22 protein-coding genes are annotated in these 20,673 nt (G+C 68.9%); 14 read left to right on the top strand and 8 right to left on the bottom strand.

Going from position 1 to position 20,673, the window contains the following annotated elements; genetic code table 11:
* Nucleotides 1-8: 8 nt before the first annotated feature.
* Genes NLX83_RS29515 through NLX83_RS29475 form a run of 9 tightly spaced genes read left to right on the top strand, consistent with a single transcriptional unit; the run spans nucleotide 9 to nucleotide 8,011 of the window.
* Nucleotides 9-1,082: an SAM-dependent methyltransferase gene (locus NLX83_RS29515; RefSeq protein ID WP_254238484.1), complete on the top strand. Its 1,074-nt coding sequence runs from the start codon at nucleotides 9-11 to the stop codon at nucleotides 1,080-1,082.
* Entirely contained in the window at nucleotides 1,082-1,465 is a 384-nt protein-coding gene (locus tag NLX83_RS29510) for a cupin domain-containing protein (RefSeq protein ID WP_254238483.1), read from the top strand. The genes NLX83_RS29515 and NLX83_RS29510 overlap by 1 nt, the downstream gene beginning before the upstream one ends.
* Nucleotides 1,462-2,478, top strand: a complete 1,017-nt coding sequence (locus NLX83_RS29505; protein WP_254238482.1) for a pyridoxal phosphate-dependent aminotransferase — start codon at nucleotides 1,462-1,464, stop codon at nucleotides 2,476-2,478. Before NLX83_RS29510 ends, NLX83_RS29505 begins: the two co-directional genes overlap by 4 nt.
* 29 nt (nucleotides 2,479-2,507) lie before the next feature.
* Nucleotides 2,508-3,533: a methyltransferase gene (locus NLX83_RS29500; protein WP_254238481.1), complete on the top strand. Its 1,026-nt coding sequence runs from the start codon at nucleotides 2,508-2,510 to the stop codon at nucleotides 3,531-3,533.
* Entirely contained in the window at nucleotides 3,534-4,388 is an 855-nt protein-coding gene (locus tag NLX83_RS29495) for a hypothetical protein (RefSeq protein WP_254238480.1), read from the top strand.
* A complete protein-coding gene (locus tag NLX83_RS29490; protein ID WP_254238479.1) occupies nucleotides 4,370-5,461 on the top strand; it encodes a beta-ketoacyl synthase N-terminal-like domain-containing protein in 1,092 nt (363 codons plus the stop codon). Before NLX83_RS29495 ends, NLX83_RS29490 begins: the two co-directional genes overlap by 19 nt.
* Nucleotides 5,458-5,964: a hypothetical protein gene (locus tag NLX83_RS29485; protein ID WP_254238478.1), complete on the top strand. Its 507-nt coding sequence runs from the start codon at nucleotides 5,458-5,460 to the stop codon at nucleotides 5,962-5,964. The genes NLX83_RS29490 and NLX83_RS29485 overlap by 4 nt, the downstream gene beginning before the upstream one ends.
* Complete coding sequence (locus tag NLX83_RS29480; protein WP_254238477.1) at nucleotides 5,961-7,325, top strand: class I adenylate-forming enzyme family protein; 1,365 nt, start codon at nucleotides 5,961-5,963, stop codon at nucleotides 7,323-7,325. Before NLX83_RS29485 ends, NLX83_RS29480 begins: the two co-directional genes overlap by 4 nt.
* Nucleotides 7,322-8,011, top strand: coding sequence for a thioesterase II family protein (locus NLX83_RS29475; protein WP_254238476.1), 690 nt, complete (start codon nucleotides 7,322-7,324; stop codon nucleotides 8,009-8,011). Before NLX83_RS29480 ends, NLX83_RS29475 begins: the two co-directional genes overlap by 4 nt.
* Here the strand turns inward: NLX83_RS29475 and NLX83_RS29470 are convergent.
* The 5 genes from NLX83_RS29470 to NLX83_RS29450 all read right to left on the bottom strand — a co-directional run bounded on the left by NLX83_RS29470 (nucleotide 7,994) and on the right by NLX83_RS29450 (nucleotide 14,787).
* On the bottom strand, nucleotides 7,994-8,629 hold the full coding sequence (locus NLX83_RS29470) for a TetR/AcrR family transcriptional regulator (protein WP_254238475.1): 636 nt from the start codon (nucleotides 8,627-8,629) through the stop codon (nucleotides 7,994-7,996). The genes NLX83_RS29475 and NLX83_RS29470 overlap by 18 nt on opposite strands.
* 527 nt (nucleotides 8,630-9,156) lie before the next feature.
* The gene (locus NLX83_RS29465) at nucleotides 9,157-10,686 is read right to left on the bottom strand and encodes an MFS transporter (protein WP_254238474.1); all 1,530 of its coding nucleotides are present in this window, start codon (nucleotides 10,684-10,686) and stop codon (nucleotides 9,157-9,159) included.
* Between the two features lie 142 nt (nucleotides 10,687-10,828).
* The gene (locus tag NLX83_RS29460; RefSeq protein ID WP_254238473.1) at nucleotides 10,829-11,107 is read right to left on the bottom strand and encodes a hypothetical protein; all 279 of its coding nucleotides are present in this window, start codon (nucleotides 11,105-11,107) and stop codon (nucleotides 10,829-10,831) included.
* A gap of 105 nt (nucleotides 11,108-11,212) precedes the next feature.
* Nucleotides 11,213-12,283, bottom strand: coding sequence for an MBL fold metallo-hydrolase (locus NLX83_RS29455; RefSeq protein WP_254238472.1), 1,071 nt, complete (start codon nucleotides 12,281-12,283; stop codon nucleotides 11,213-11,215).
* A gap of 83 nt (nucleotides 12,284-12,366) precedes the next feature.
* Complete coding sequence (locus tag NLX83_RS29450) at nucleotides 12,367-14,787, bottom strand: LuxR C-terminal-related transcriptional regulator (RefSeq protein WP_254238471.1); 2,421 nt, start codon at nucleotides 14,785-14,787, stop codon at nucleotides 12,367-12,369.
* Between the two features lie 286 nt (nucleotides 14,788-15,073).
* Between NLX83_RS29450 and NLX83_RS29445 the strand changes: the two genes are divergently transcribed.
* Both NLX83_RS29445 and NLX83_RS29440 read left to right on the top strand, forming a co-directional pair.
* Nucleotides 15,074-15,514, top strand: coding sequence for a DoxX family protein (locus NLX83_RS29445; protein WP_254238470.1), 441 nt, complete (start codon nucleotides 15,074-15,076; stop codon nucleotides 15,512-15,514).
* 22 nt (nucleotides 15,515-15,536) lie between these two features.
* A complete protein-coding gene (locus tag NLX83_RS29440; protein ID WP_254238469.1) occupies nucleotides 15,537-16,244 on the top strand; it encodes an L-tyrosine/L-tryptophan isonitrile synthase family protein in 708 nt (235 codons plus the stop codon).
* Here the strand turns inward: NLX83_RS29440 and NLX83_RS29435 are convergent.
* Nucleotides 16,147-17,295: a serine/threonine protein kinase gene (locus NLX83_RS29435; protein WP_254238468.1), complete on the bottom strand. Its 1,149-nt coding sequence runs from the start codon at nucleotides 17,293-17,295 to the stop codon at nucleotides 16,147-16,149. The genes NLX83_RS29440 and NLX83_RS29435 overlap by 98 nt on opposite strands.
* A gap of 46 nt (nucleotides 17,296-17,341) precedes the next feature.
* The gene (locus tag NLX83_RS29430) at nucleotides 17,342-17,845 is read right to left on the bottom strand and encodes a hypothetical protein (RefSeq protein ID WP_254238467.1); all 504 of its coding nucleotides are present in this window, start codon (nucleotides 17,843-17,845) and stop codon (nucleotides 17,342-17,344) included.
* A gap of 112 nt (nucleotides 17,846-17,957) precedes the next feature.
* On the opposite strand from NLX83_RS29430, the gene NLX83_RS29425 reads away from it, so the two are divergent.
* Nucleotides 17,958-18,287: a hypothetical protein gene (locus NLX83_RS29425; protein WP_254238466.1), complete on the top strand. Its 330-nt coding sequence runs from the start codon at nucleotides 17,958-17,960 to the stop codon at nucleotides 18,285-18,287.
* Between the two features lie 36 nt (nucleotides 18,288-18,323).
* Nucleotides 18,324-18,602 (top strand): SH3 domain-containing protein, encoded by a 279-nt coding sequence (locus NLX83_RS29420; protein ID WP_254238465.1) that lies wholly within the window; start codon nucleotides 18,324-18,326, stop codon nucleotides 18,600-18,602.
* A 121-nt stretch (nucleotides 18,603-18,723) separates the two neighbouring features.
* Here the strand turns inward: NLX83_RS29420 and NLX83_RS29415 are convergent, their stop codons facing one another.
* Entirely contained in the window at nucleotides 18,724-19,506 is a 783-nt protein-coding gene (locus NLX83_RS29415) for a helix-turn-helix domain-containing protein (protein WP_254238464.1), read from the bottom strand.
* A gap of 181 nt (nucleotides 19,507-19,687) precedes the next feature.
* Between NLX83_RS29415 and NLX83_RS29410 the strand changes: the two genes are divergently transcribed.
* Nucleotides 19,688-20,641: a phytanoyl-CoA dioxygenase family protein gene (locus NLX83_RS29410; RefSeq protein WP_254238463.1), complete on the top strand. Its 954-nt coding sequence runs from the start codon at nucleotides 19,688-19,690 to the stop codon at nucleotides 20,639-20,641.
* The last annotated feature ends 32 nt before the right edge of the window (nucleotides 20,642-20,673 follow it).

The raw sequence follows: 20,673 nt of genomic DNA, 5'->3' as shown, positions 1-20,673 counted from the left end.
TGTGCGCTGTGACTTCGGTGAGCGCTTATTATGGAGTGAACCCCGACGACGCCGGTATCGAGGTTATGCCGGAATGGTCGGGAACGGCGGTGACACCGGTCACCGCGGACACCGCGTTCAACGGGTTCGTCTGCACGAACGTCGTCTTCGCCTTCGAGCGGCTGGGCGTCTTCGCCCGCTTCGCGGAGGCCGGGAGCCTCGACGTGCAGGAGTTCTGCGCCCAGGACGGGATCGACGAGCCGGTGTTCCGGGCGCTGGTCGCCGCGGCGGAGTCCTTCGGGCACGTCACCGTGGCCGCCGACCGGGTGCTGCCGACCGAGCACGGCGACGAGGTGCGCCGCCAGCTCGGCTTCTTCACCTGGGCCGTCGGTGGGTACCACGACGTCTTCGCGGCCGCCGCGCCGATCGCCACCGGCAAGCGCGCTTTCGGCACGGACGTGCTGCGCGATGAGGCGATGGTGGCGCTGGGCTCCGCGCAGGCCGACACCGCGCTGATGCGGCACATCCTGGACGCCGAGATCGCGCAGGTCGACTTCACGGTGCTCGCCGACCTCGGCAGCGGCACCTGCGAGCGGCTGTCCCGCCTGGTCAAGGACCGGCCAGGGGCACGCGGGATCGGTCTGGACATCAGCTCCTCGGCCACCGAGCTGGCCGAGCGCACGGTCGCGGGCTACGGCCTGCGGGACCGGGTCGAGCCGGTGTGCGCCGACGTCCGCCAGGTCATCGCGGGCGAGCTGAAGCCAGAGGGCGCGGCCGAGGTCGACGCCGTGATGAGCTTCATGTTCCTGCACGACCTGCTCGCCGACCCGGCCACGCGCTCCAGGGTCATCCCGGACCTGCGCGAGGCGTTCCCGAACGCGCGGACCTTCCTGTTGGCCGACACCACCATCCGGCCGAGGGAGGCGGGTGAACGCACGCTGCCGATGTTCTCCAGCGGCTTCGAGCTGGCGCACGCGCTCATGGGTGTCCCGCTGCACACCCGGCAGGGTTACGAGCAGCTGTTCCTCGACGCCGGGCTGACGATCCGGCGCACAGTGCCCTTTGGTGCACCGCACACCTACCTCTTCGTGCTGGAGGCGTGATGAGCGCGCCGGAGATCCACCCGGAGATCCACACGGACCTGCCGATCCCGCTCGCGGTCGCCGGGCACCACCAGCCCGCGCCGTTCTACCTGACGTCGGAGATGTTCGGCGGTCTCCCCGTCCAGCTCGCCGGGGGCGAACTCAGCGAGCTGGTCGGCAAGCCGGTCGCCGCGCCGCACACCCACGAGGTCGACGAGATCTACTTCCTGGTCTCGCCGACGCCGGGGGCGGCGCGCATCGAGGTGATGCTGGACGGGCGGCGGCACGAGCTGGTCTCGCCCGCGGTGATGCGGATTCCCGCGGGCAGCGAGCACTGCTTCCTGACGCTGGAGGCCGAACGCGGCAGCTACTGCTTCGGCGTGCTCATCGGGGACAAGCTGTGACGTACAACACCAGCGTGCCGGACGCGGACGACCTCGTCCGGCTGCACCTGAGCGAAAGCCCTTACGGGGCAAGCACATCTGCGGTGAGAGCCGCCGAACGCGAACTCCGCAGGGTCAACATCTACCCCGACCCGGAGCGGGGGGCGCTCGTCGGCGCGCTCGCCGAACACTGGGGTGTGCAGCGGGACCGCGTCGCCGTCGCCAACGGCAGCGACGAGCTCGTGCTGGCCGCCGCGCTCACCCTGGGCGAGAGGTCCCGGCCCGGACTGGTCACCACGGGCACGTTCCCCGGGTACCGGTCCTGCCTCGACCGCATCGGCCGGGGCTGCACCGCCGTGGCGCTGGACGTGGCCGAGTTCGCCGAGCAGCTACCGGAGCACGGGATCGGCTACGTCTGCAACCCGCACAACCCCAGCGGTTCCGCACTGTCCAAAAAGGACATGGACCTCCTGGTGGCCCAGGCGGACCGCACCGGGGTGCCCCTGGTGTTCGACGAGGCGTACATGGACTTCGCCGACCCGGACACCCCACAGGTGCGGGACTACCTGTCATCCGGCGCGCCGATCATCGCGCTGCGCACCTTCTCCAAGGCGTACGGGCTGGCCGCACTGCGCGTCGGCTACGCGGTCGGCGCGCGGGAACTCATCGCGGAACTCACGGAAACCTTGCGCACCTTGCCTTTCAGCGCGAACCGGCTCGCACAGGCAGCCGCGCTCGCCGCACTCGCCGACCAGGAGTTCGTGCGCGGGGTGCGCGAGGCCAACGCCGCACAGCGGGCCTGGTTCGGCGACGAGCTGACGCAGCGGGGACGCGGTTTCCTCCCCTCCACCACCAACTTCATGGCGGTCGCGGTCGTCGACACCTCGGCAGCGCAGAACCGGCTCGCCGCCGAGCACGGCATCCTCGTGCGCGACGCCGGGCTGTTCGGTTTTCCCGGCTACATCAGGGTTTCCCTCGGCAGCCAGGACGACCTGCTGCACCTGCTGAAGGCGCTGGACGAGCTAGCCCTCTAGACCTCCTGCACTCATCCAAGGAGCAACACGTGTTCCGTCAGGACCCGTTGAACACCATCATGGCGCTGGCGTCGGGGTTCACCCCGACCGCGCTGCGACTGGCCGCGACCCTGAAGCTGCCCGACCTGATCGACGCCGGGCACACCACCGTGGACGCGTTGGCGGAGCAGACCGGCAACGACCGCCAGTCCCTCGGTCGCGTGCTGCACTACATGAGCCTGCTCGGGTTGTTCACCGAGACCCCGGACAAGACCTACGAGGTGACCGAGGTCGGCCGCGTGCTGCACAGCGAGCACCCCTCGGGACTGCGGCGGTGGCTGAACCTCGACGAGCCGAGCAGGCCGATGGAGGCGCGCTTCGAGCCCGCGATCGCGCTGCTGCGGGACGCCGTGCGCACCGGTGAGCCGGTCTACGAGAAGGCGTGGGGCCGCCCGTTCTGGGACGACCTCGCCGCCCACCCCGACCTGGACCGTTCCTTCAACTCCGGTATCGCCAGGATCGCCGCGCGGCTGGTGCCCGAGCTGGCGCGGATCTACGACTGGGGCTCGGTCAAGCACGTCGTGGACGTGGGCGGCGGCACCGGGGCGCTGCTGGCGACGCTGTTGTCGACCCACCCCCACCTGAAGGGGACGTTGCTGGAGCTGGAAAGCGCGGTCGAGCAGGCCAAGGACACGCTGGCCCCGGTGATCGACCGGTGCGAGCTGGTCGCGGGCAGCTTCTTCGACCCGATGCCCGCGGGCGCCGACGTCTACCTGATCGCGAACACGCTGCACAACTGGGGCGACAAGGACGCGCTGAAGATCCTGCGGCGCTGCGTGGAGGCGGCCGGTCCCGGCGGCAAGGTGGTCGTGGTGGAGCGGCTGCTCGACAGCGGCAAGGACCCGGTGATGGCCAGCTACGCCGACCTGCTGATGCTGGTGCTGCTGGGCGCCCGGGAACGCAGCGTCGAGGACCTGCGCGAGCTCGGTGCCGAGGTGGGGCTGAAGCTGACCGGCACCATCGGTTTCGAGCTGCCCGGGCACTGGGTGGTCGAGTACGTGGTCCAGGGGGACTAGGTGAAGCGAACCCTGAACCCGCGGGAGACCAACTCCTCGCTGGCCTACGAGTACGACCGGGGCAGCAACTACGAGTCCGTCCTGCGCCTCACCGACGCGCTCGGCGCGCTGCTGCCGGAGTCCGAGACCGGCCACCCCGACCTGCACTTCTTCCAGGTCACCCACCTGATCAGCGAGTACGCGTGGGCGCAGGTGCACTTCGAGCTGCGCCGGGTGGTCGAGCACATGGACGCCGACCGCCTGCAGCAGGCGCAACGGCTGCTGGGCCGGGTGATCGGGCTCAGCGAGATCACCGTCCAGTCGGTGCGGCTGCTGGGCGCCAACCTGCCGCAGCACAGCCTGCTGATGATGCGCAACGCCCTGCCGGAGAACGCCACCGGCCTGGACTCGCCGGGCTACCGCAACCTGCGCCGCGTCGCCCGGCCGGTGTGGAAGAGCTTCGAGGACGCGGTCACCAGGGCGGGGCTCACCCTGCCCGAGCTGATCGCGGCGCAGAACGACGAGACCGGCGTGGACGACAAGGGCGGCATCCAGGCGCTGGCGCTGCTGCGGGAGTCGTTGCTGCGCTTCGACAGCAACGTGCTGGAGTGGAAGCAGAGCCACCTGATCATGGTGTGGTCGCAGCTCGGCGGCCAACCGGGGCTGCGCCACGAGGAGGGCCGGGGCGAGCTGCCGCAGAGCCTCGGCGGCCGTTCACTGTCCACAATGGAGGCGCGGGCCAACTTCACGCTGTTCCCCGAGCTGTGGCGGGCGGCCGAGGAGACCTACTGGACGCTGGGCACCCGCCACGAGGGCGCGGACGGCTCAGACGGCACCGGCGGTACTGGCGAGCCGCGATGTCCGGTGCGGCACTGATGGACACCGACCGGGCCGCCTGCGTGACGGGCATGGGGTGGACCACCGCGCTCGGCGATGACATCGACGGGGTGTGGCGGCGCCTGGTGAACGGGGACAGCGGAATCCGCGCGCTGGCCCCGGATACCAGGGGTCGCGCGCGCTGGGCGGCCACCCTGCCCGGCACGGGTGGCCCCGCGACCGAACGGCAGGTCTCACTGGCCGCGTCGACGGCCTCGCTCGCCTTGGCGGACGCGGGATGTGGCGCGGAGAGCGTGGACCTGCTGGTGCTCGGCAGCAGTCTCGGCCCGCACCTGGACGACGGTTGCGACGAGTCACCGCACGCCTGGTCCCGCGCGGTCGGCGACCGGCTCGGTGTGCGCGAGAGCCCGGTCACGGTGAGCACGGCGTGCTCGTCGGGCTCGGACGCGCTGCTGGTCGCCGCCGCGATGATCAGCTCGGGTGCCGCGCGGCGCTGTCTCGCCGGTGGTATCGACCTGCTGAGCGAGGCCAAGCACCTGGGTCATGCGGCGCTCGGAACGGCGTCCGCGACGGGAATCCGGCCGTTCGCCGACGACCGGGACGGCACGGTGCTCGGTGAGGGAGCAGGGTTCCTGGTGCTGGAGACCCGGGACGCGGCCGAGGCCAGGGGCGCGCGGATCTGGGGCGAGCTGCGCGGCTGGGGCTCCTCCAACGACGCGACCGGCCCCACCGCGCCGGACCTCTCGGGCGGGGCGGCGGTGCTCGCGGTCGAGCGGGCGCTGAGCAAGGCCGGGATCGACGCGGGCGAAGTGGCGGTGATCAACGCGCACGGCACCGGGACCTCGGCCAACGATGAGACCGAAACCGCCTGCTACACCAAGCTTTTCGGTGACCGGACCGTGGTGTCGGCGACCAAGCCCGCCTTCGGGCACACCCTCGGCGCCACCGGAGCGATCGAGGCCATCGCCCTGATGCTTTCCTTGCACCACAAGCAAACCCCACCCCTCCTGCCGCACGGGGACGTGCTCCCGGTAGCCGGTTCGGTGGGGATCAGCGTGACGCTGGGCTTCGGCGGTTTCAACACGTGCCTGGTCCTGGAGCGTGCCCGATGATCCTGGCCAGGGCCACCACCGAGGTCGACGACCCCACCACGGCGCCGCGCCGGATTCCCGGTGTGTACGCCGATCCCGTCGCCTGGCTGCTCGCCGACGTGGTGCACACCGCGCTCGCCGACTGCGAGACCACCAGCCCGTCGCGGGTCGGCGTGATCGCGGTCAGCGAGTTCGCCACCCGGGACACCCTCCGCCAGATCGCCGACAGCGCGGCCAACGGCCGGGTGTCACCGATGCGCTTCGCCGCGGCAGGACCGGGTTCTCCCGTCGGCCTGATCTGCTCCGTCTTCGGCTTCCAGGGGCCGACCGCCGTGCTGCCGATGCCGAAGGAGAGCGCCCGCACGGTGATCGAGGCGTTGCTCGCCGACTGGCTCAGCGGCGCGCGGCCGTGCGTCGAGCAGGTCGTCGTCGTCACCCACGAGCTGACCGAGGACGGCGGCCACCGCGCGGAGTGCGTGGTGCGCGGGAGGACCACACCGACGCCGAGGAGCACCGACCGATGACCGACCTCGACCAGATCGCCGGGTTCCTCGACGGCGTCGAGGAGGCACAGCCCGGACCGGACGGCGGTCAGGACTCGCTCGTTGAGCTGGTGGCGCACTTCGCGGCGCTGCCCGCCCGGCCGGGCTCGGTCGTGGTGATCGCGCTGCCCAACGGGACCCGGTTGCTGCGCCTGTTCTTCGCGGTCCACCTCGCCGGGCACACCCCGGTCCTGCTGTCGCCGTCCACGCCGCGGTCCCGGGTCCGCGAGATCGCCCGGCACCTGGGCGCCTTCGCGCTGGTCCGGGCGGCGATCCGGCCCGGCGACCACGGCGAGGCCGACGTGCGGCGGCTCGGCGGCGTGGACCTCGCGATCTTCCCCGGCCCGCACACCGCACACGGTCCCGGCAACGTGATCCTGATGAGCTCGGGCACCTCGGGCCTGGCGACCGGCTGCCTGCACGGCATGGACGCGCTGCTGCGCAACGCCCGCCGCCACATCGCCTCGATCGGCCAGAACGCCTCGGACACCGTGCTGGTCAGCCTGCCCGCCTACTACTCCTTCGCCCTGGTCGCCCAGGTCCTCGGCAGCCTGGTCGCGGGCTCCAGCCTGGTCCTCGCGGGACCGCCGTTCTCCACCGCCAACTACCTGTCCACCGTGCGGAGCCGGCGGGTGACGGTCTCCTCGCTGACCCCGATCCTGGCGAAGTCCCTGGTCACCGCCGGTGAGGAGCTGCCGTCCCCGCTGCGTTCCCTGACGGTGGGCGGCCAGGCCCTGGACGCCGACCACGTCGCCCGGCTGCTCAAGCTCAACCCGGACCTCGGCGTGTACCTGACCTACGGCCTCACCGAGGCCGGTCCGCGAGTGTCCACCCTGGCCGCGCACCTCGAACCGCCGCACCGGCACGGCTCCGTGGGGCTGCCGCTGGACGGTGTCGAGGTCACCGTGCGCGACAACGAGCTGCTGGTGCGCTCGGACACCGTGTACCGCGAGCGGGTCGGCGAACCGGCCCCGTCCAAGCGCGGCCAGCTCATCGAGCCGGGCCTGGTCGCCACCGGCGACATCGGCTTCGTCGACCCCGACGGCTACCTCGTGATCCGTGGCCGCTCAACGGATTTCACCGTGGTGCAGGGGGAGAAGGTGTCGATGGCGGCGGTCCGCCGGGCCGCCGAGTCCCTGCCGCACGTGGTGCGCGCGGCGGCCAGGGTCCTCGACGACGACGATGCGGACTCGGCGCGGCTGGAGCTGGACGTCTACGTCGACGACGGGAACTGCCCGAGCGAGGCCGACATCCGGCGGCAGCTGCGGTCCCTGCTCACCCGCGGCGAACGCCCGGGAGTGGTCCGCGTCCACCCGTTGCCCGCGGGGGAGTTCCACAAGTGACCCTCGACCTGTTCTGCGTCCCCCACGCGGGCGGCTCGGCGCGGACCTTCCTGGCGTGGCAACGGACTTTCCCGCCGGAGATCCGCGTCCGCCCCCTGGAACTGGCGGGCCGGGGCCGCCGCACCCGCGAGCCCCGCCAGCCCACGGTGCACCAGGTCGCCGCCGACCTCGCCACCCTGGACCCGCCGCCCCGCTACGCGATCCTCGGCCACAGCATGGGCGGCCTCATCGCCTACGAACTGGCGCTGACCCTTGTCTCCCAAGGAAAACCGCCACCGGAGTTCCTCGTCGTCGCGGCGACCCGCCCACCCCACCTGCTCTCGCCGGTCGACCAGGCCACCCTGGCGGAGCTGCCCGACGACGAGCTGCTCGACGCCCTCGCGGCGAACGGCACGATCCCGCCGACGTTGCGCAACTCCCCGATGCGCGAGCTGTTCGTCCCGATCGTCCGAGGCGACCTCCGGCTGATCGCCGCCTACCAGCCGACGATCGCCCGTCTCCCGCTGGACATCCGAGCCTGGTTCGGCGAGGACGACCCGATGACCCCGGAACCGGTGATGGCCGAGTGGCGGCACTACACGTCCCGGACCTGCACCCCCCGCAAGTTCCCCGGAGCCCACTTCTTCCCCCACACCCACCTCCCGGCCCTGCCCGAGGACGCCCTTCGCTCACTCATGACCGCGTGAGAGCGAATCGGCCTGGCTCGGTGTCCTCAACGCCGTGGCGACACAGTCGAGCAGCGCTCTCGCGCGCTCGCGTCCGCCCTTGACGCGACCGTTGAAGGCAAGTGTGATCAAGCCGTGAGCCTGTGCCCAGAACAGGTCCGTCGCCGCGTCATCGTCCACAGTGGACGCGAAATGGTCGGGCGCGGCCGCGGTGACGGCGGCCTTGAGCAGTTCGAAACACCGAACGGCGGAGGCGGGGGTGCCGGAGGTGCCGAAGGGCACGTCGGCGAGGCTGTGCATCAAGTGGTACCGATACGGTTCCTCGACGGCGAAGTCCCACACGACAGCGGCGGCGGCCTCAACGGTGGGCTCTGCCGCGTCCAGTCGGTCGGCGAGGTCGGCGAAACCGTTGGTCACCACGGCGTGGAGCAAGTCGCGCTTGTTGGCGAAGTACTCGTAGACCACGGGGGCCGCGTAGCCGACCCGGTCGGCCACCTTGCGGATCGTCACCGCTTCGAAGCCCTGCGACTCCTCCGCCAGCTCCCGCGCCGCGGCCAGCAGCGCCGCACGCAGTTCCTTCCGCGCCCGCGCCCGTTCGCCCTGGCTGCCCTTGATACGTCCTGCCCCGCCCCGCGGCATGCCCACCTCCAAGTTTTCTAACGGTGGTAGACACTAGCTCCCGCGCGGATTACCGTCTCCTCCGGACGAAATCTAACGTTGATCGGAATCGGGAATGCCCACGGAAGGAGGACGACAGTGCGTGACCGCGACATGTGATCCAGGTTGATCAGGGGCGCCCTCCACCGAGGCCGCCTCCGCACCGAGGAGTTTCGCGCGGTCGTGGTCACCCGGAGCGTCCGAACGATCACGACCGCTGCGCCGGTGACGCTGATGCGTCAGCCCGCGGCACTTCGGCAGCGTCCTGCAAGCGCTCCCCACCGATCGTGACCGCCCTCCCTGAACCATCCCCAGCACAGCCCAAATTCCCGTTTCGTACTCAAAACGGGTCTTTGGAGCGCTCTTTTTCCCGTTATGAGTACGAAACGGGGTTCTCTAGACGGCGCCCGCGGGGGATGGGGTGAGCGGGCGGGTGTGGGGCATGGGACGGAGTTTACTTGGTGGGCGGAGTGCGGGCGGGGGCTTGCGGGACACGGCGTAGTTGACGATCAGTGGTTTTCCAGGACAGCAACCGGTTTCTCGGCGGTCACCGGCCGGGTCCTGCGCAGCGCGATCATGCCGACCACCGCGAACACCACGATGATCGCGGCACCGGTGGCGGCGACGGTGTGCAGTCCGGACGAGAACGCGTCCCGTGCGGTGGCGAGCACGTCGTCGGCCAGCGAGCCGGGAAGGGTGCCCGCCGCCTGGAGGGCACCGGCCATGCTGTCGGTGGCCAGCGCGGTGGCCTCGGCGGGAACGTGTGCGGGCACGGCGACCTGGTCGCGGTAGACGGCCGTGCCGACGCTGCCGAACACCGCGATCCCCATGGCGATGCCGAATTCGGCGCTGGTCTCCGACAGCGCCGAAGCAGCTCCGGCCCTCTGGGGCGGCACCGAGCTCACCACCATCTCGGTGCACAGCACGCCCTGCGGCCCCATCCCGAAGCTGGCGATCGACATGCCCGCCACGACGAACGCCACTCCGCCCGTAGCGGTGGCCTGGGTGAACAGCAGGATTCCGCCCGCCGCGACCAGCATTCCGAACCCGAGGACGAACTCCGGCCGGAAGCGCCGCGCCAGCCGCGGCGCGATCAGCGATCCGACCACCACGGCGCCGGCCTGCGGGACCAGCCAGAGCCCGGCTTCGACCGCGGTCAGCCCGGCGACCATCTGCAGGTACTGGCTGACCAGCAGGAAGACACCGCCCATCGTGAGCGCGCCGACCAGCGTGATGCTCACCGCCGCGCTGAACGCCCGCACCCGGAACAACCGCAGGTCCAGCATCGGCTCGGCCAGACCGCGCTGACGGCGGACGAACACCGCCCCGACCGCCACGCCCACGGCGAGCACGACCACCTTCACCAAGGACACGCCGTCCTTGGCGGTCTCCTTGAGGGCGTAGACGATCGGCAGGATCGCGCCCAGCGACAGTGCCACGCTCGCCAGGTCGAGCCGCCCGGCGGCGGTGTCGCGGTACTCCGGCAGCAGTTTCGGCGCGGTGGCCAGCAGCAGGACCATGACCGGCACGGCCATCAGGAACACCGAGCCCCACCGGAAGTGCTCCAGCAGCACCCCGCCGACCACGGGCCCGATCACCATGCCGCCCATGAAGCAGCTCATCCACACCGCGATCGCGACGCCGCGCTGCTGGGGGTCCTGGAACATGTTGCTGATCAGCGCCAATGTGGACGGCATCAGCGTCGCTCCGGCGACCCCGAGCACGGCCCGCGCCGCGATCAACATCTCCGGACTGGTGGTGAACGCCGCCACGACCGACGCCACCCCGAAGGCGGCGCCACCGACCATCAGCAGTCTCCGCCTGCCGAACCGGTCGCCCAGGGTGCCCATCGTGACCAGGAAACCAGCGATCATGAAGCCGTAGATGTCGATGATCCACAGCAGTTGGGTGCTGCTCGGCCGCAGGTCGGCGGCCAGGTGCGGAACTGCCAGGTGCAGCACGCTCATGTCCAGCGACAACAGCAGCGTCGGTAGCGCCAGCACGGCCAGCCCCCACCACTCGCGGCGTCCTGCCCTCATCGTCGTCTCCCGGGGTCTCGATCGTGGTCCGTCACCCTGTCGTCGAACCGCGACCGCCCAGATCGACATCGCGGAGAAGAATCTGCCGGGAAATTTCCGCGGCCTCCGGCGCGAGCCTCGCCGAGATGAGGATCTTGGATCACTACGCAGATCCCGAAACCAAGAGATGGGGCCAGCACAACCGTCGGCGGCCGTGCGGGGCGTCGCTGTCCACGCCCCGGCCCAGCCGCACCGCGTATCCCTGGACATCGCCCAGGTGGTTGTCGATCCGGACCAGCACGATCTTGTGCCCTGACTCGCCCCGGTAGGTCTGGCTCGCGGGAGCCGCGTCGACCTGGAGCCGCACCCGGGACGCGCGCGTCGTCCAACCACCACCAGGCAACGGCCAGGAGAACACTGAGCACCAGACCGGCAAGGTCACCAATCCGACAGGGTGCTCCCGCCCGCTGGGACCACCTGCGTGCTCAGCCTCGGCTGACCACTCGTTCCCCTGCCAGCCAGCTCCACCGTGGGCGCGGCACGGCCATCACCGGAGATTGTCCAGCCCCACGCTGTAGGCCATGGCGTGGGTGTTTTCCCGGAGAAAGACATCGGCCCCGCCGAGGCGGGTCAGCCAACTGGTGGGCATGCGTTTGGCGGCTCGATCGGCGATTTCATTGTAGTACACCTGGGATTGAGCCCAGATGTTCTCCGGGTCAATGCCCTCCCCCACATTCGGATCTTCCCTGACCTCGCGGGTGGCTTCCCTGGTGGCGGACTCCAGGTCGGACAGGTATCGCCCGTACTCTTCGATGTCCGCGCGGGTGCCGTACCAGCCCCCATGGCCGCCGGTAAAGGTCTCGAAGTCGTAACCTGGAATGATCTTGTTTACCACGTCAAAGTACAGGGGGACGTAGTGAGCGAGCCCAAGTTCGAAGTACGGTGCCCATCGCGGTGCGATGACGTCGACCAGCATCAGTGTCTTTTGCTCAGGAGCAAAAATGAAGATGTTGCCCTCTTGGTGGATGTTTCCGTGATATTCCAGAATGAGCCGCTTTCCGCCGACGTTGAGTACGTGCCGACTTCCGGAGAAGGTTATGTCAGGTACCGGCCTGCCTGGATCCTTCGCCTTTTTCAGCTTCTCGGCGGTCAGCTCGTGTGCCACATAGCGAACCTTGTCGCCGAAGAAGCTCGCGCCACCCACGTGATCGTTGTGCGAGTGGCTGTAGATGAAGTGGGTGACCGGCCGGTCGGTGACTCCTCGGATGGCCGCCATGACGTGCTCGGCCGAGCGCCGCCCCGCATCGATCACCACGACACCGGTCCGGGTCACGAGAAACATGCTCTGCATGCCTCCGTTGCGGAATCCGTACAGGCCGCCACCGAGGTCATCGACCAGGTACCCGGACGGCGGGAGCTTCGGCGGCCGTGCCCGGTCCGGAACCGCGACGTAGGGGGATGGGTTCTGCGGAGCCATCGCCGCTGACGGCGAAGCGCAGGCCTGGGGCAGCAGCGTGGCGGCGGGCAGTGCACCCGCTGCGAGCAACAAGCTTCTGCGCGAGGTGACCGGCGTCCGCGAGGGCTTGGTGAAGGTGCGCCGGTCTTGGGGTTCGGGCACGGGAACTCCTGTCGATCCACTGTGGCGATCATGGGATGCCACAGCCTGTCCCGGACCGCCCCCCAGAAACATCGACTGAGCGATCAACCATTGTCAGCGTTACGAAAATCTTCGTAGTGGGTCTTGGCCCAGAGTGCGATCTGGATTCGCGAACGCTTTCCCACCTTGTCCCGGACGTGGTTCAAGTGTGTGGCTACCGTGCTGGGGGAAAGCCTCAGCCTCGCGGCGATCTCCCGGTTGGTCAGGCCCTCGGCCACCAGGGTCACTACCTCCAGTTCCCGCTCGGTCAGCAGGGGGTCCTTCTGGCTTTGACGGGAGGGCTCCCGCCGAACGCAGGACAGCAGACGTTCTCCCTGAAGGTGTCGGCTGGCGGCCAGCGCCGCGTCAGTTCCGGCGGGGCCCAGCCCGTTCCGTGCCTTGCTCGCCGTCTCCTCGACCCGGTGCAGCCATTCGGCATCGAGTGGAATGTTGATTTGACGCCGGAGCTCGGCGGCTACCGTGACGAAACACAGGCAACGATGTAATTCACCACGTCGGCCGGCCACGATCGCGAGCCCTTCCAGTGCGAACGCGACGCCGCGGCTGTCCTTCGGCGTCAAGCACAGCTCCTCCACGAACGCCGCCTCCGCCGCGACGAGATCACCGGCTGTCAGGCGCAGCAAGCCCACTGTGTGCAGTGCGGATGCCAGATAAGGATCAGAGCAGAATGCCCGGATTCCAGGAAGGCACGCGTCCATCAACTCTCCGGCCTCGGTCAGCTCACCCGCCCTGAACAGCGTCCAGGCGAGGCTTTTCTGGCAGAACGCGATGTCTTGTGGCCGGTTGAGCGACCGGACGAGCTCAAGGCAATCCCGATACGAGGCGACCGCGCCGGCGAAGTCCTGGCGTCCGGTCAGCGCCAGTGCCCAGGTATCCGTCGCGTCGGCCAGTTCGCCCACGTCGGCGCGTGCCCGAGCCAGGGTCATGGCCCGCTCGGCCAGTCGCAGCCCCTCGCTGTGGTCAACTTGGAGGGTGGCCATGCGCGCGGCCAGCGCGATCGCGTTGACGTGGTAGGAGGAGTCCGCGACCCGCTCCAGTGCGTTCGCCAGCACCTGTCTGCCCGTGGTCCAGTGGTCTCGTTGAAGCCACAGGCAGGCCAGCGCCATGGCGAGCAAGAGATGCCGGTCATCCGGCCGGACGGCGGTGTGGTCGACGGCGGCGGCGAGGTTGTCCAGTTCGTGCTGGAGCTTGTCGGTGAGTTGCTCGCCATGGAACTGCGGTCCCGCGGGCCGCGGGATCTGCCCGGCCAGCCAATCGGCTGCCCGTTCTTTCGCCTCCGTGAGTTCGCCTGCCGCCTCAAGCCGTTCCAGCCCGTAGGTGCGAATCGCGTTCAACAGCCGGAAGCGTGCCGGTGGCCCGGCGCCGCTGTCGGCGACGACCAGGGATTTCGCTTCCAGGACGTGTACCAACCTCGGTACCGCGTCCTGTCCGAGGTCGGAGTCGGCGCACACCGCGGACGCGCCATCGAGGCTGAAACCCCCCGGCAGCACCGCCAGCCTGCGCAACACCGCCTGCTCCGCGGGATCGAGCAGGTGGTAGCTCCACCCGATGGTCGACCGCAGCTCGTGGTGGCGTTCCGGCGCGGTTCGGCAGCCTTCGGTGAGCATGGTGAACTGGTCATCCATCCCGGCGAGGATGTGGTCGAGTGGGAGAGAACCGACGCGGCGTGCCACCAGCTCGATGGCCAGGGGCAGGCCGTCTGCCTGTCGGCAGATCTCAGCCACCGCCCGGGCGTTGTCGGCGGTGAGTTCGAATCCGAGGTCGCATGCCTGAGCCCGGCGCGTGAACAACTGGACGGCGTCCGAGCGCAACAGCGCGGGGATGTCGTCGCTTTTCGGCAGTGACAGTTCGCCGACCCGGAACAAGGACTCCCCGGGGACGCGCAACGACTCCCGGCTGGTGGCCAGGATCCGCAGACCAGGGCAGCGGCGTAACAGCACGTCGGCGAGCCGGGCGCAGGCGTGCACCAGGTGTTCGCAGTTGTCCAGCACGAGCAGGGTCCGGTGCCTGCCCAATGCCTGGCACAACGTCTCGTGCATTGACGTGCCGTTGCGCTCGCCGATACCGAGTGCGACAGCGACGACATGGGGCAGCAGGTCGCCGTCGCTCAGCGAGTCCAGTTCCGCCAGACCGACGCGATCGCCTCGGATCTGACGGGCGAGTTCCAGGGCCAATCTGGTCTTACCGGCACCACCAGGCCCCACCAGAGTGAGCAAACGAGCGGATCGCAACCGTGACCGCAGCTGGGTCAGCTCTTCCGCGCGTCCCACGAACTCATCGAGCGCTGATGGCAGTTCGGGCAATTCGTCGGGCGTTTCCACCGAGGTCTTGCCACGCCGCCGGTAAGCCCGCTGGCGGCAGACGTTCGAGCAGTACCTGGCGGGCCTGCCGGCTTTCGATCTGCGGCCAACGGCCAGTTCGGCGCCACAAGAAGAGCATTTCGAGATGCTGATGGGGCTCGCCACGCGTCGACTTTATCAGATGTGATCAGTGCATATATCTATTTGACGACGCAGTGAGGTTGTTCGCGGCCGACAGGAGAGAAAAATGGTCAGGCGGATTTCGTAACGCAGAAGCCGTTAGTCATTTGGGGGATGTCGTTGGCGAAGGTGTGTCTCATGATCTTCCGAGTTCCAGTCAGCCGGGTGGTGTGGCGGCGAAGCGCGTATTCAGGCTTAGCGCGGTCGTAAGGCCGTCGTTGCATTCCGTCGGCCTTCGACACCGCCATGAGGCGTGCTACTACGAGGAGATATGCCAGTGTCAGCGAAATCGATCGGCGACGTCGTCCTGTCCCTGTCCAGGGGGGTTGTCGGACTGCTCTTCGTGTGCCACGGCACCTCGGGCCTGTTCGGCGTGCCCGCCGGGGACCCCGGCATGGGCGGCGTCTCCGCGTTCGGGTCCTGGCCCGGCTGGTACGCCGCGGTCATCCAGGTCGTCTGCGGGCTGCTGGTCACGATCGGGCTGGCCACCCGCCCGGCCGCAATCCTGTGCTCGGGCTCGATGGCTTTCGCCTACTTCGTCGTGCACCAGTCCTACGGCCTGCTCCCGATCGACAACGGTGGTGAGACCGCAGCGCTCTACGCATGGTTCTTCCTGCTCATCGCGGCTCTCGGCCCAGGCAGGTACGCGGTTGACACGCTGCTGGCCAAGCACCGCCCGCATACCGGGCCGCGAACCTCGACCCTCACCTGAAGGCGGCTTGACCTGGGGCCCGTTGGAGATTCCACGGGAGGAACTGCGCGCCGAGATCAAGGCTGACGACAACGCCCTGGCCATGTACCGGGGCATCGTCCGGTTCCTGGTCGAGGACCAGTGGAACTCCGCCTACGAGGGCACCAGGTCCGCGCTGCAGCGCGAGTGCCGGGCCCGCGCGTACGGCGTGGTCGGCCGCAGCCGCTCCTCGGTGAACGGCGGGCAGGGGCTGAACACCGGTCTGGCGGACGCGTTCAACCTCATGTGGAAGATCGGCATGGTCGCGGGCTCCGGTCTGCCGACGGAGATCCTGCGAACCTATGAGCAGGAACGCAAACCGGTCGCGCTGAACGTGGTGCAGGCGTCCGGGGCGCTGGTGCGTGCGACCAAGTACTCCGACAACGGGACGCACGCGGTGGACTACGTCAAGATCGTCGAGCGCCGGGCGGGCTACATCACCGGCATGGGAATCCGGTACGGCGACGAAGGACCGGTCGGTTCCCGGTTCTTCGACTTCCGCGTCCGCAACCACGACGAGCAGGAATCGCGGAGGGAGTGGATGCGGCAGTGGCGCTTGTCCACAATGGACATTGCGTTCGTGTCCTGTGAGGACCGTCGCGACGCTGGGGTTGTCAGCACGAGGGGCGGAGGAACTGCGACACCGCCCAGCCCTGTCTGCCGTCGGGGGTGTGGACGTAGACCCAACGGCGGTCGTGGTCGGAGTCGGTGACCTCGATCCGTTCGCCCCGCCGTAGAGCGGCGACGGTTGTCTTGCTGCGTGGTTCCGGGCGCAGTGCCATGTCCTGTGCGCAAACCGTTCGCATGACGGCGCCGGTGTCGACGTAGGTAAGCGCTACGGCTACAGCGGTGACGGCGAGCAGTCCCGCGGCCACGGTCGTGCCCAGCCAACGGCGTCGGCGCCGCGGGAGCCGGACGCGCTGCCCCGAGACCGCCGCGTCCAAGGCCGCACGGACGTGGTCGGCTGAGGCGAATCGCCGCCCGGGTTCGCGAGCCATTGCCTTTGCCACCACGGAGTCCAGCTCGACGGAGACCCCGGGGGCTTGGACGCCGTCCACGATGACGTCGTGAACGAGTTCGGGCAGAGTGCGCGCGGTGAAGGGCGGTCGGCCGGTGAGGACGGCGAAGAGCAGCCCACCAAGGGCGTAGACGTCGGTGCGCGGCCCGACCTGCTCGCCGCGCCACTGTTCGGGCGCCATGTAGGCGTAGGTACCCCCACCGGTCCCGGCGGTCGGCGGCGCCGCGTCGCCGGTGTGCAGCCACTCGGAGTCATGGGTGAGGCCGGTGGCCACGTCCTCGTCCACTGGGGGCTCGGCCAACCCGAAATCGGTGAGGACGACCCGGTCTCCGGCGCACAGCACGTTGGCGGGCTTGATGTCACAGTGCACGACTCCGGCGTCGTGCAGTGCCTGGACCGCCGACGCGATCTCCGCGACCAGCGCGGCGGCGTCGGCTGGTGCGAGCGGCCCGTCCCGGTCCAGGCGTTGTTGCAGGTCCTCACCTCGGACGTGGTCCATCACCAGGTACAGCACTCCGTCGTGCTCGCCATAGTCGTGGATGCGCACCAGAGAGCGGTGCCCGATCGCCTGCACGACCGTGGCCTGGCGCAGGAACCGCTTCGCCCGCCCGCCTCCGGCGGTGACGATCTTGATGGCGACGGCGCGGCCGGTATGGCGCTGTGTTGCGGCGAAAACCGTGGCTGTCGCGCCGCGGCCGATCTCCTCGCGGAGGATGTACCCGGGCACCTCGGGGGGCACCGTCATAGCGGCCGATGCTAGCGACACCGCTGGGGCGGCGGCACCCCTGTCGTCACCCCTCATGTGCGTCTCCGGCAAGTCGGAGCAGCACCGGAACCACGTCGGTGATCGCGGCGAGGCAGTCGTCCGCGGTGGCCGTGCCCGCGTCGAGGACCCGTTCCAGTGCGGTCAGCAACCGCTCGCGTTCCGCGCCGGACGCGCATCCCCGCACCGCTGTGACCACGTCGGCCAACTCGGCGTGAGCGCGGGCGAGCAGTTGTTCCCGGGGCCGGTCCTCCAGTACGAGCGCGGCCAGCCGCAGGAGCCGGCGGACCGCGCGGCGGGCGAGCTCGGCGTCCAGCGGCTCCTGCGTCTCGTCGGCGTATCGGGCGCGGATCTCCTCGATCCAGGGCTCGATCGTCCGGCCGAGCCACAGCGGCCCCGAGGCCAGCTCGTCGTCGGGTTCGGGCATGTTCCAGCTGCGCCGCCGACGCCACACCGTGACCAGCTGCCGGTTGAGTCCGAGTGCGTCGGCGATCTCGGCGATGCCGTAATGGCGGCGACGCGGTTCAGGCACCCGCCAACTGTACTCAGAGATGACAGGTCTTGTCGTCAACCATGTCGGTCGCTATCTTCGCCGACAGCAAGCGTCATCTCTAGTGACACGTTGGACTGCCCAGGAGGCACCCATGACCAGAGCTCTGCGCGTCCTCGCCATGGCCGTTGTGGCGGCGGGTGTGTCGTTGCCCGCGACCGCGGGAACCGCCCTGGCGGATCTGCCGCGCGGCGTGGTGCGGGCGAAGGTCGTCTGTGACAGCGCGACCTTCTACTACGGCCGCAACCCGGCCTTCCACGGCACGCACAACAACCCGCACCGGGTGCTCGGTCGCGGCAACAAGATCGGCGAACAGACCCTGGCCACCGTGCACGAGGGCTGGGCAACGGTGATCGACATCGGTCCCAGCACGTGGGGCTGGATGCGTAAGGAGTGCATTGGTGACTACAACTCCTGGGGCTGAGCGCCGCGGGTTACCGGACTACTGAGGAGGAACACCATGGGCGCTATCCAGGTTCTCGCCCGTCACACCCTGACCGTGGTCCTCGCCGGGGCGACGCTGGGGATCGTTTCCGCGGCCCCGGCCCAGGCCGCCGAGGTCGTCACGGTCTGCCGGGCGGACGACGTCCACATGAGGGAATGGCCCCAGGGGCCCTCGTTCGACAAGCTCCCCCGGGGTTCGCACCTGACGGTGCACGAGCGGCGGTCGGGCTACACCAAGGGCCGCTCGCACTGGAACCGTCAGATCGGATGGGTGGACAGCAGCTACCTGTGCTGAGCCCCCCGCTCGTCGCGACGGCGTTTCGTGGTCGGCGCCGGGAGAACACCCGGCGCCGACCGGATGATGTTCGACCGGGACAAGGTTGCCGTCGAACTCAGCTTCCCATGGCCCGCACCGGTTACCGGCATTGAGCGTTGTGGTGGGAACGCCGGTAGGTGCCGGGAGGTTGGCCGCAGAGCCGGTGGAAGCAGGCGTAGAACTGGCTCTGTGAGTGGAATCCGACCGCGTTGCCGATCTCGCTGGTCGTGAGATCGGTGGTGATGAGCAGGCGCTGGGCCTCGGTGATCCGGCACTGGGTCAGGTAGCTGAGCAGCGTGGTTCCCACCACGCGACGGAATACGGTCATGGCGTAATGCGGATGGAGTGAGACCGCGCCCGCGATGTCCTCGACGCGGAGCGGGTCGCTGTAGTGCTCGGCGATGAACCGCGCCATCGCAGCCGCGCGATGGATGTTCAGGTCCTGGTAGCGGCGGTCTGGTTCGGTGGCGCTGGGTTGCGACGCGGTCTCGTGGGCCAGTCGGCGCAGTCGCGCCTGGATTTCCAGGTTCGCGGTGACCTGGTCGTACTCGGAGTCCGACTCGAGGTCCCGGGACCATTGCGCGAACCGGAGGGAATCCTCGCGCCGCACCGTCTGCCCGGTCGAAGCCAGGACGTGTCCCTGGAAGATCTGCTCGACGAACTCCTCCGGTAGCCCCCAGCGCACGAAGTAGGACAGGGGAATGGTGAGCCAGTGCGCGGAGGACTCCGGCGGGCAGTGGACCAGCTGATGGGGCATCGCGCCCCAGAACGCGGTCACCACTCCGGGGAGGATCACCACCTCCTCGCCGCCGAAGAGATACACCAGCTCGCCGGATTCGGCGAAATTCAGCTCGATGTCGTCATGGCGATGCGCACTGGGCATGGGACGGGTCCGCCCTCGGCGGCACCGAGTCTGTTTGCCCACGATCGCTGATGGCTGGAAAGGAGGATCCCGGAATTCTTTACGAGACACGCGGAAGCATATCACGATCCTGTGGTCGTAAGGTGGTGTCGAGATGGGCGTTGTTGGACACCCCTCTTCATCTGCGCGTCGAGGAGTAGAAATGGTCCGGCCTTCCACTTTTCATTCCGCTGCCCTTTTCGAGCGGCGTCCGTACCACCTTTCCGAGGAGGAGGTTGATTTCTTCGACGGCTACGGTTACCTGATTCTGCGCAAGCGCATCCCGGATTCCCTGCTGTCGCGATTGCAGGATGCGACCGCGAGTTGGATTGCCCGGGGGGAGGCCGCGGCGCCGGACGATCCGTGGCGGAGTGACTTCAAATACTCCGAGCGTCCCGGCGGTAGGGTCATGTACCGCGTCGACTATCTGCACGACAAGGAAGAGCCCGCCACGCTGGAACTCCTCGGTTCCCCGGCCATGCTCGGCATCGTCGAAAGCCTGAGCGGTCCGAACTTCGTTCCGACCTACGAGGCCGTCGTCTTCAAGAACGAGGGCGAAGGAGTGGCAGTGGAGTGGCACCAGGACGCGGTGCACCCGAGGAAGAGTCGAATCTACAACGTCGGTGTGTACCTGGATTCCGCTCGCAAGGGAGAAGGTGAGGTGCGGGTGCTGCCGGGCTCCCAGCACGGGCCGGCGGATGTGTGCCAAGTGGGCGAACGTCATGGTTGGAATCCTCCCGGTGTCGTGCAAGCCGAACTCGAACCGGGTGATGTTCTGATTCACGACGTGATGGTCGTGCACGGGTCCCAGGACGTTGTCGGTAATGCCCTGCGACGCACCATCTACTACGAGTTCCGGCCTGTTGAGCAGATCCTGGCCGAGGGGCCGTGGGACCGGGACTGGGTGGACAAGCGGTTGCGGTTACTGCGGCTCGGAATATCGGCCTATGCCGATGCTCATCCCGATGCCGAGGCGTTCCACTGGAACGCTCCGACCGACTACCGGCCGGCGGTGACCGGTGACCTGGCCGAGGAACTCCGGGTTGTGCACACCGCGCACACTCCGGGCTCCTATTGCAGCGCGGGAAGTGTCGTTCCCGCCAAGATCCGGCGGTGAAGTGGCTGAGTTGACGCCCAAGCCCGGGACCC

The sequence above is a fragment of the Allokutzneria sp. A3M-2-11 16 genome, assembly GCF_024213555.1.
In the GTDB taxonomy this organism is placed as follows: Bacteria; Actinomycetota; Actinomycetes; order Mycobacteriales; family Pseudonocardiaceae; genus Allokutzneria.
The sequence above is the reverse complement of the archived record's forward strand: the minus strand, read 5'-3'. Positions and strand labels throughout refer to the sequence as shown.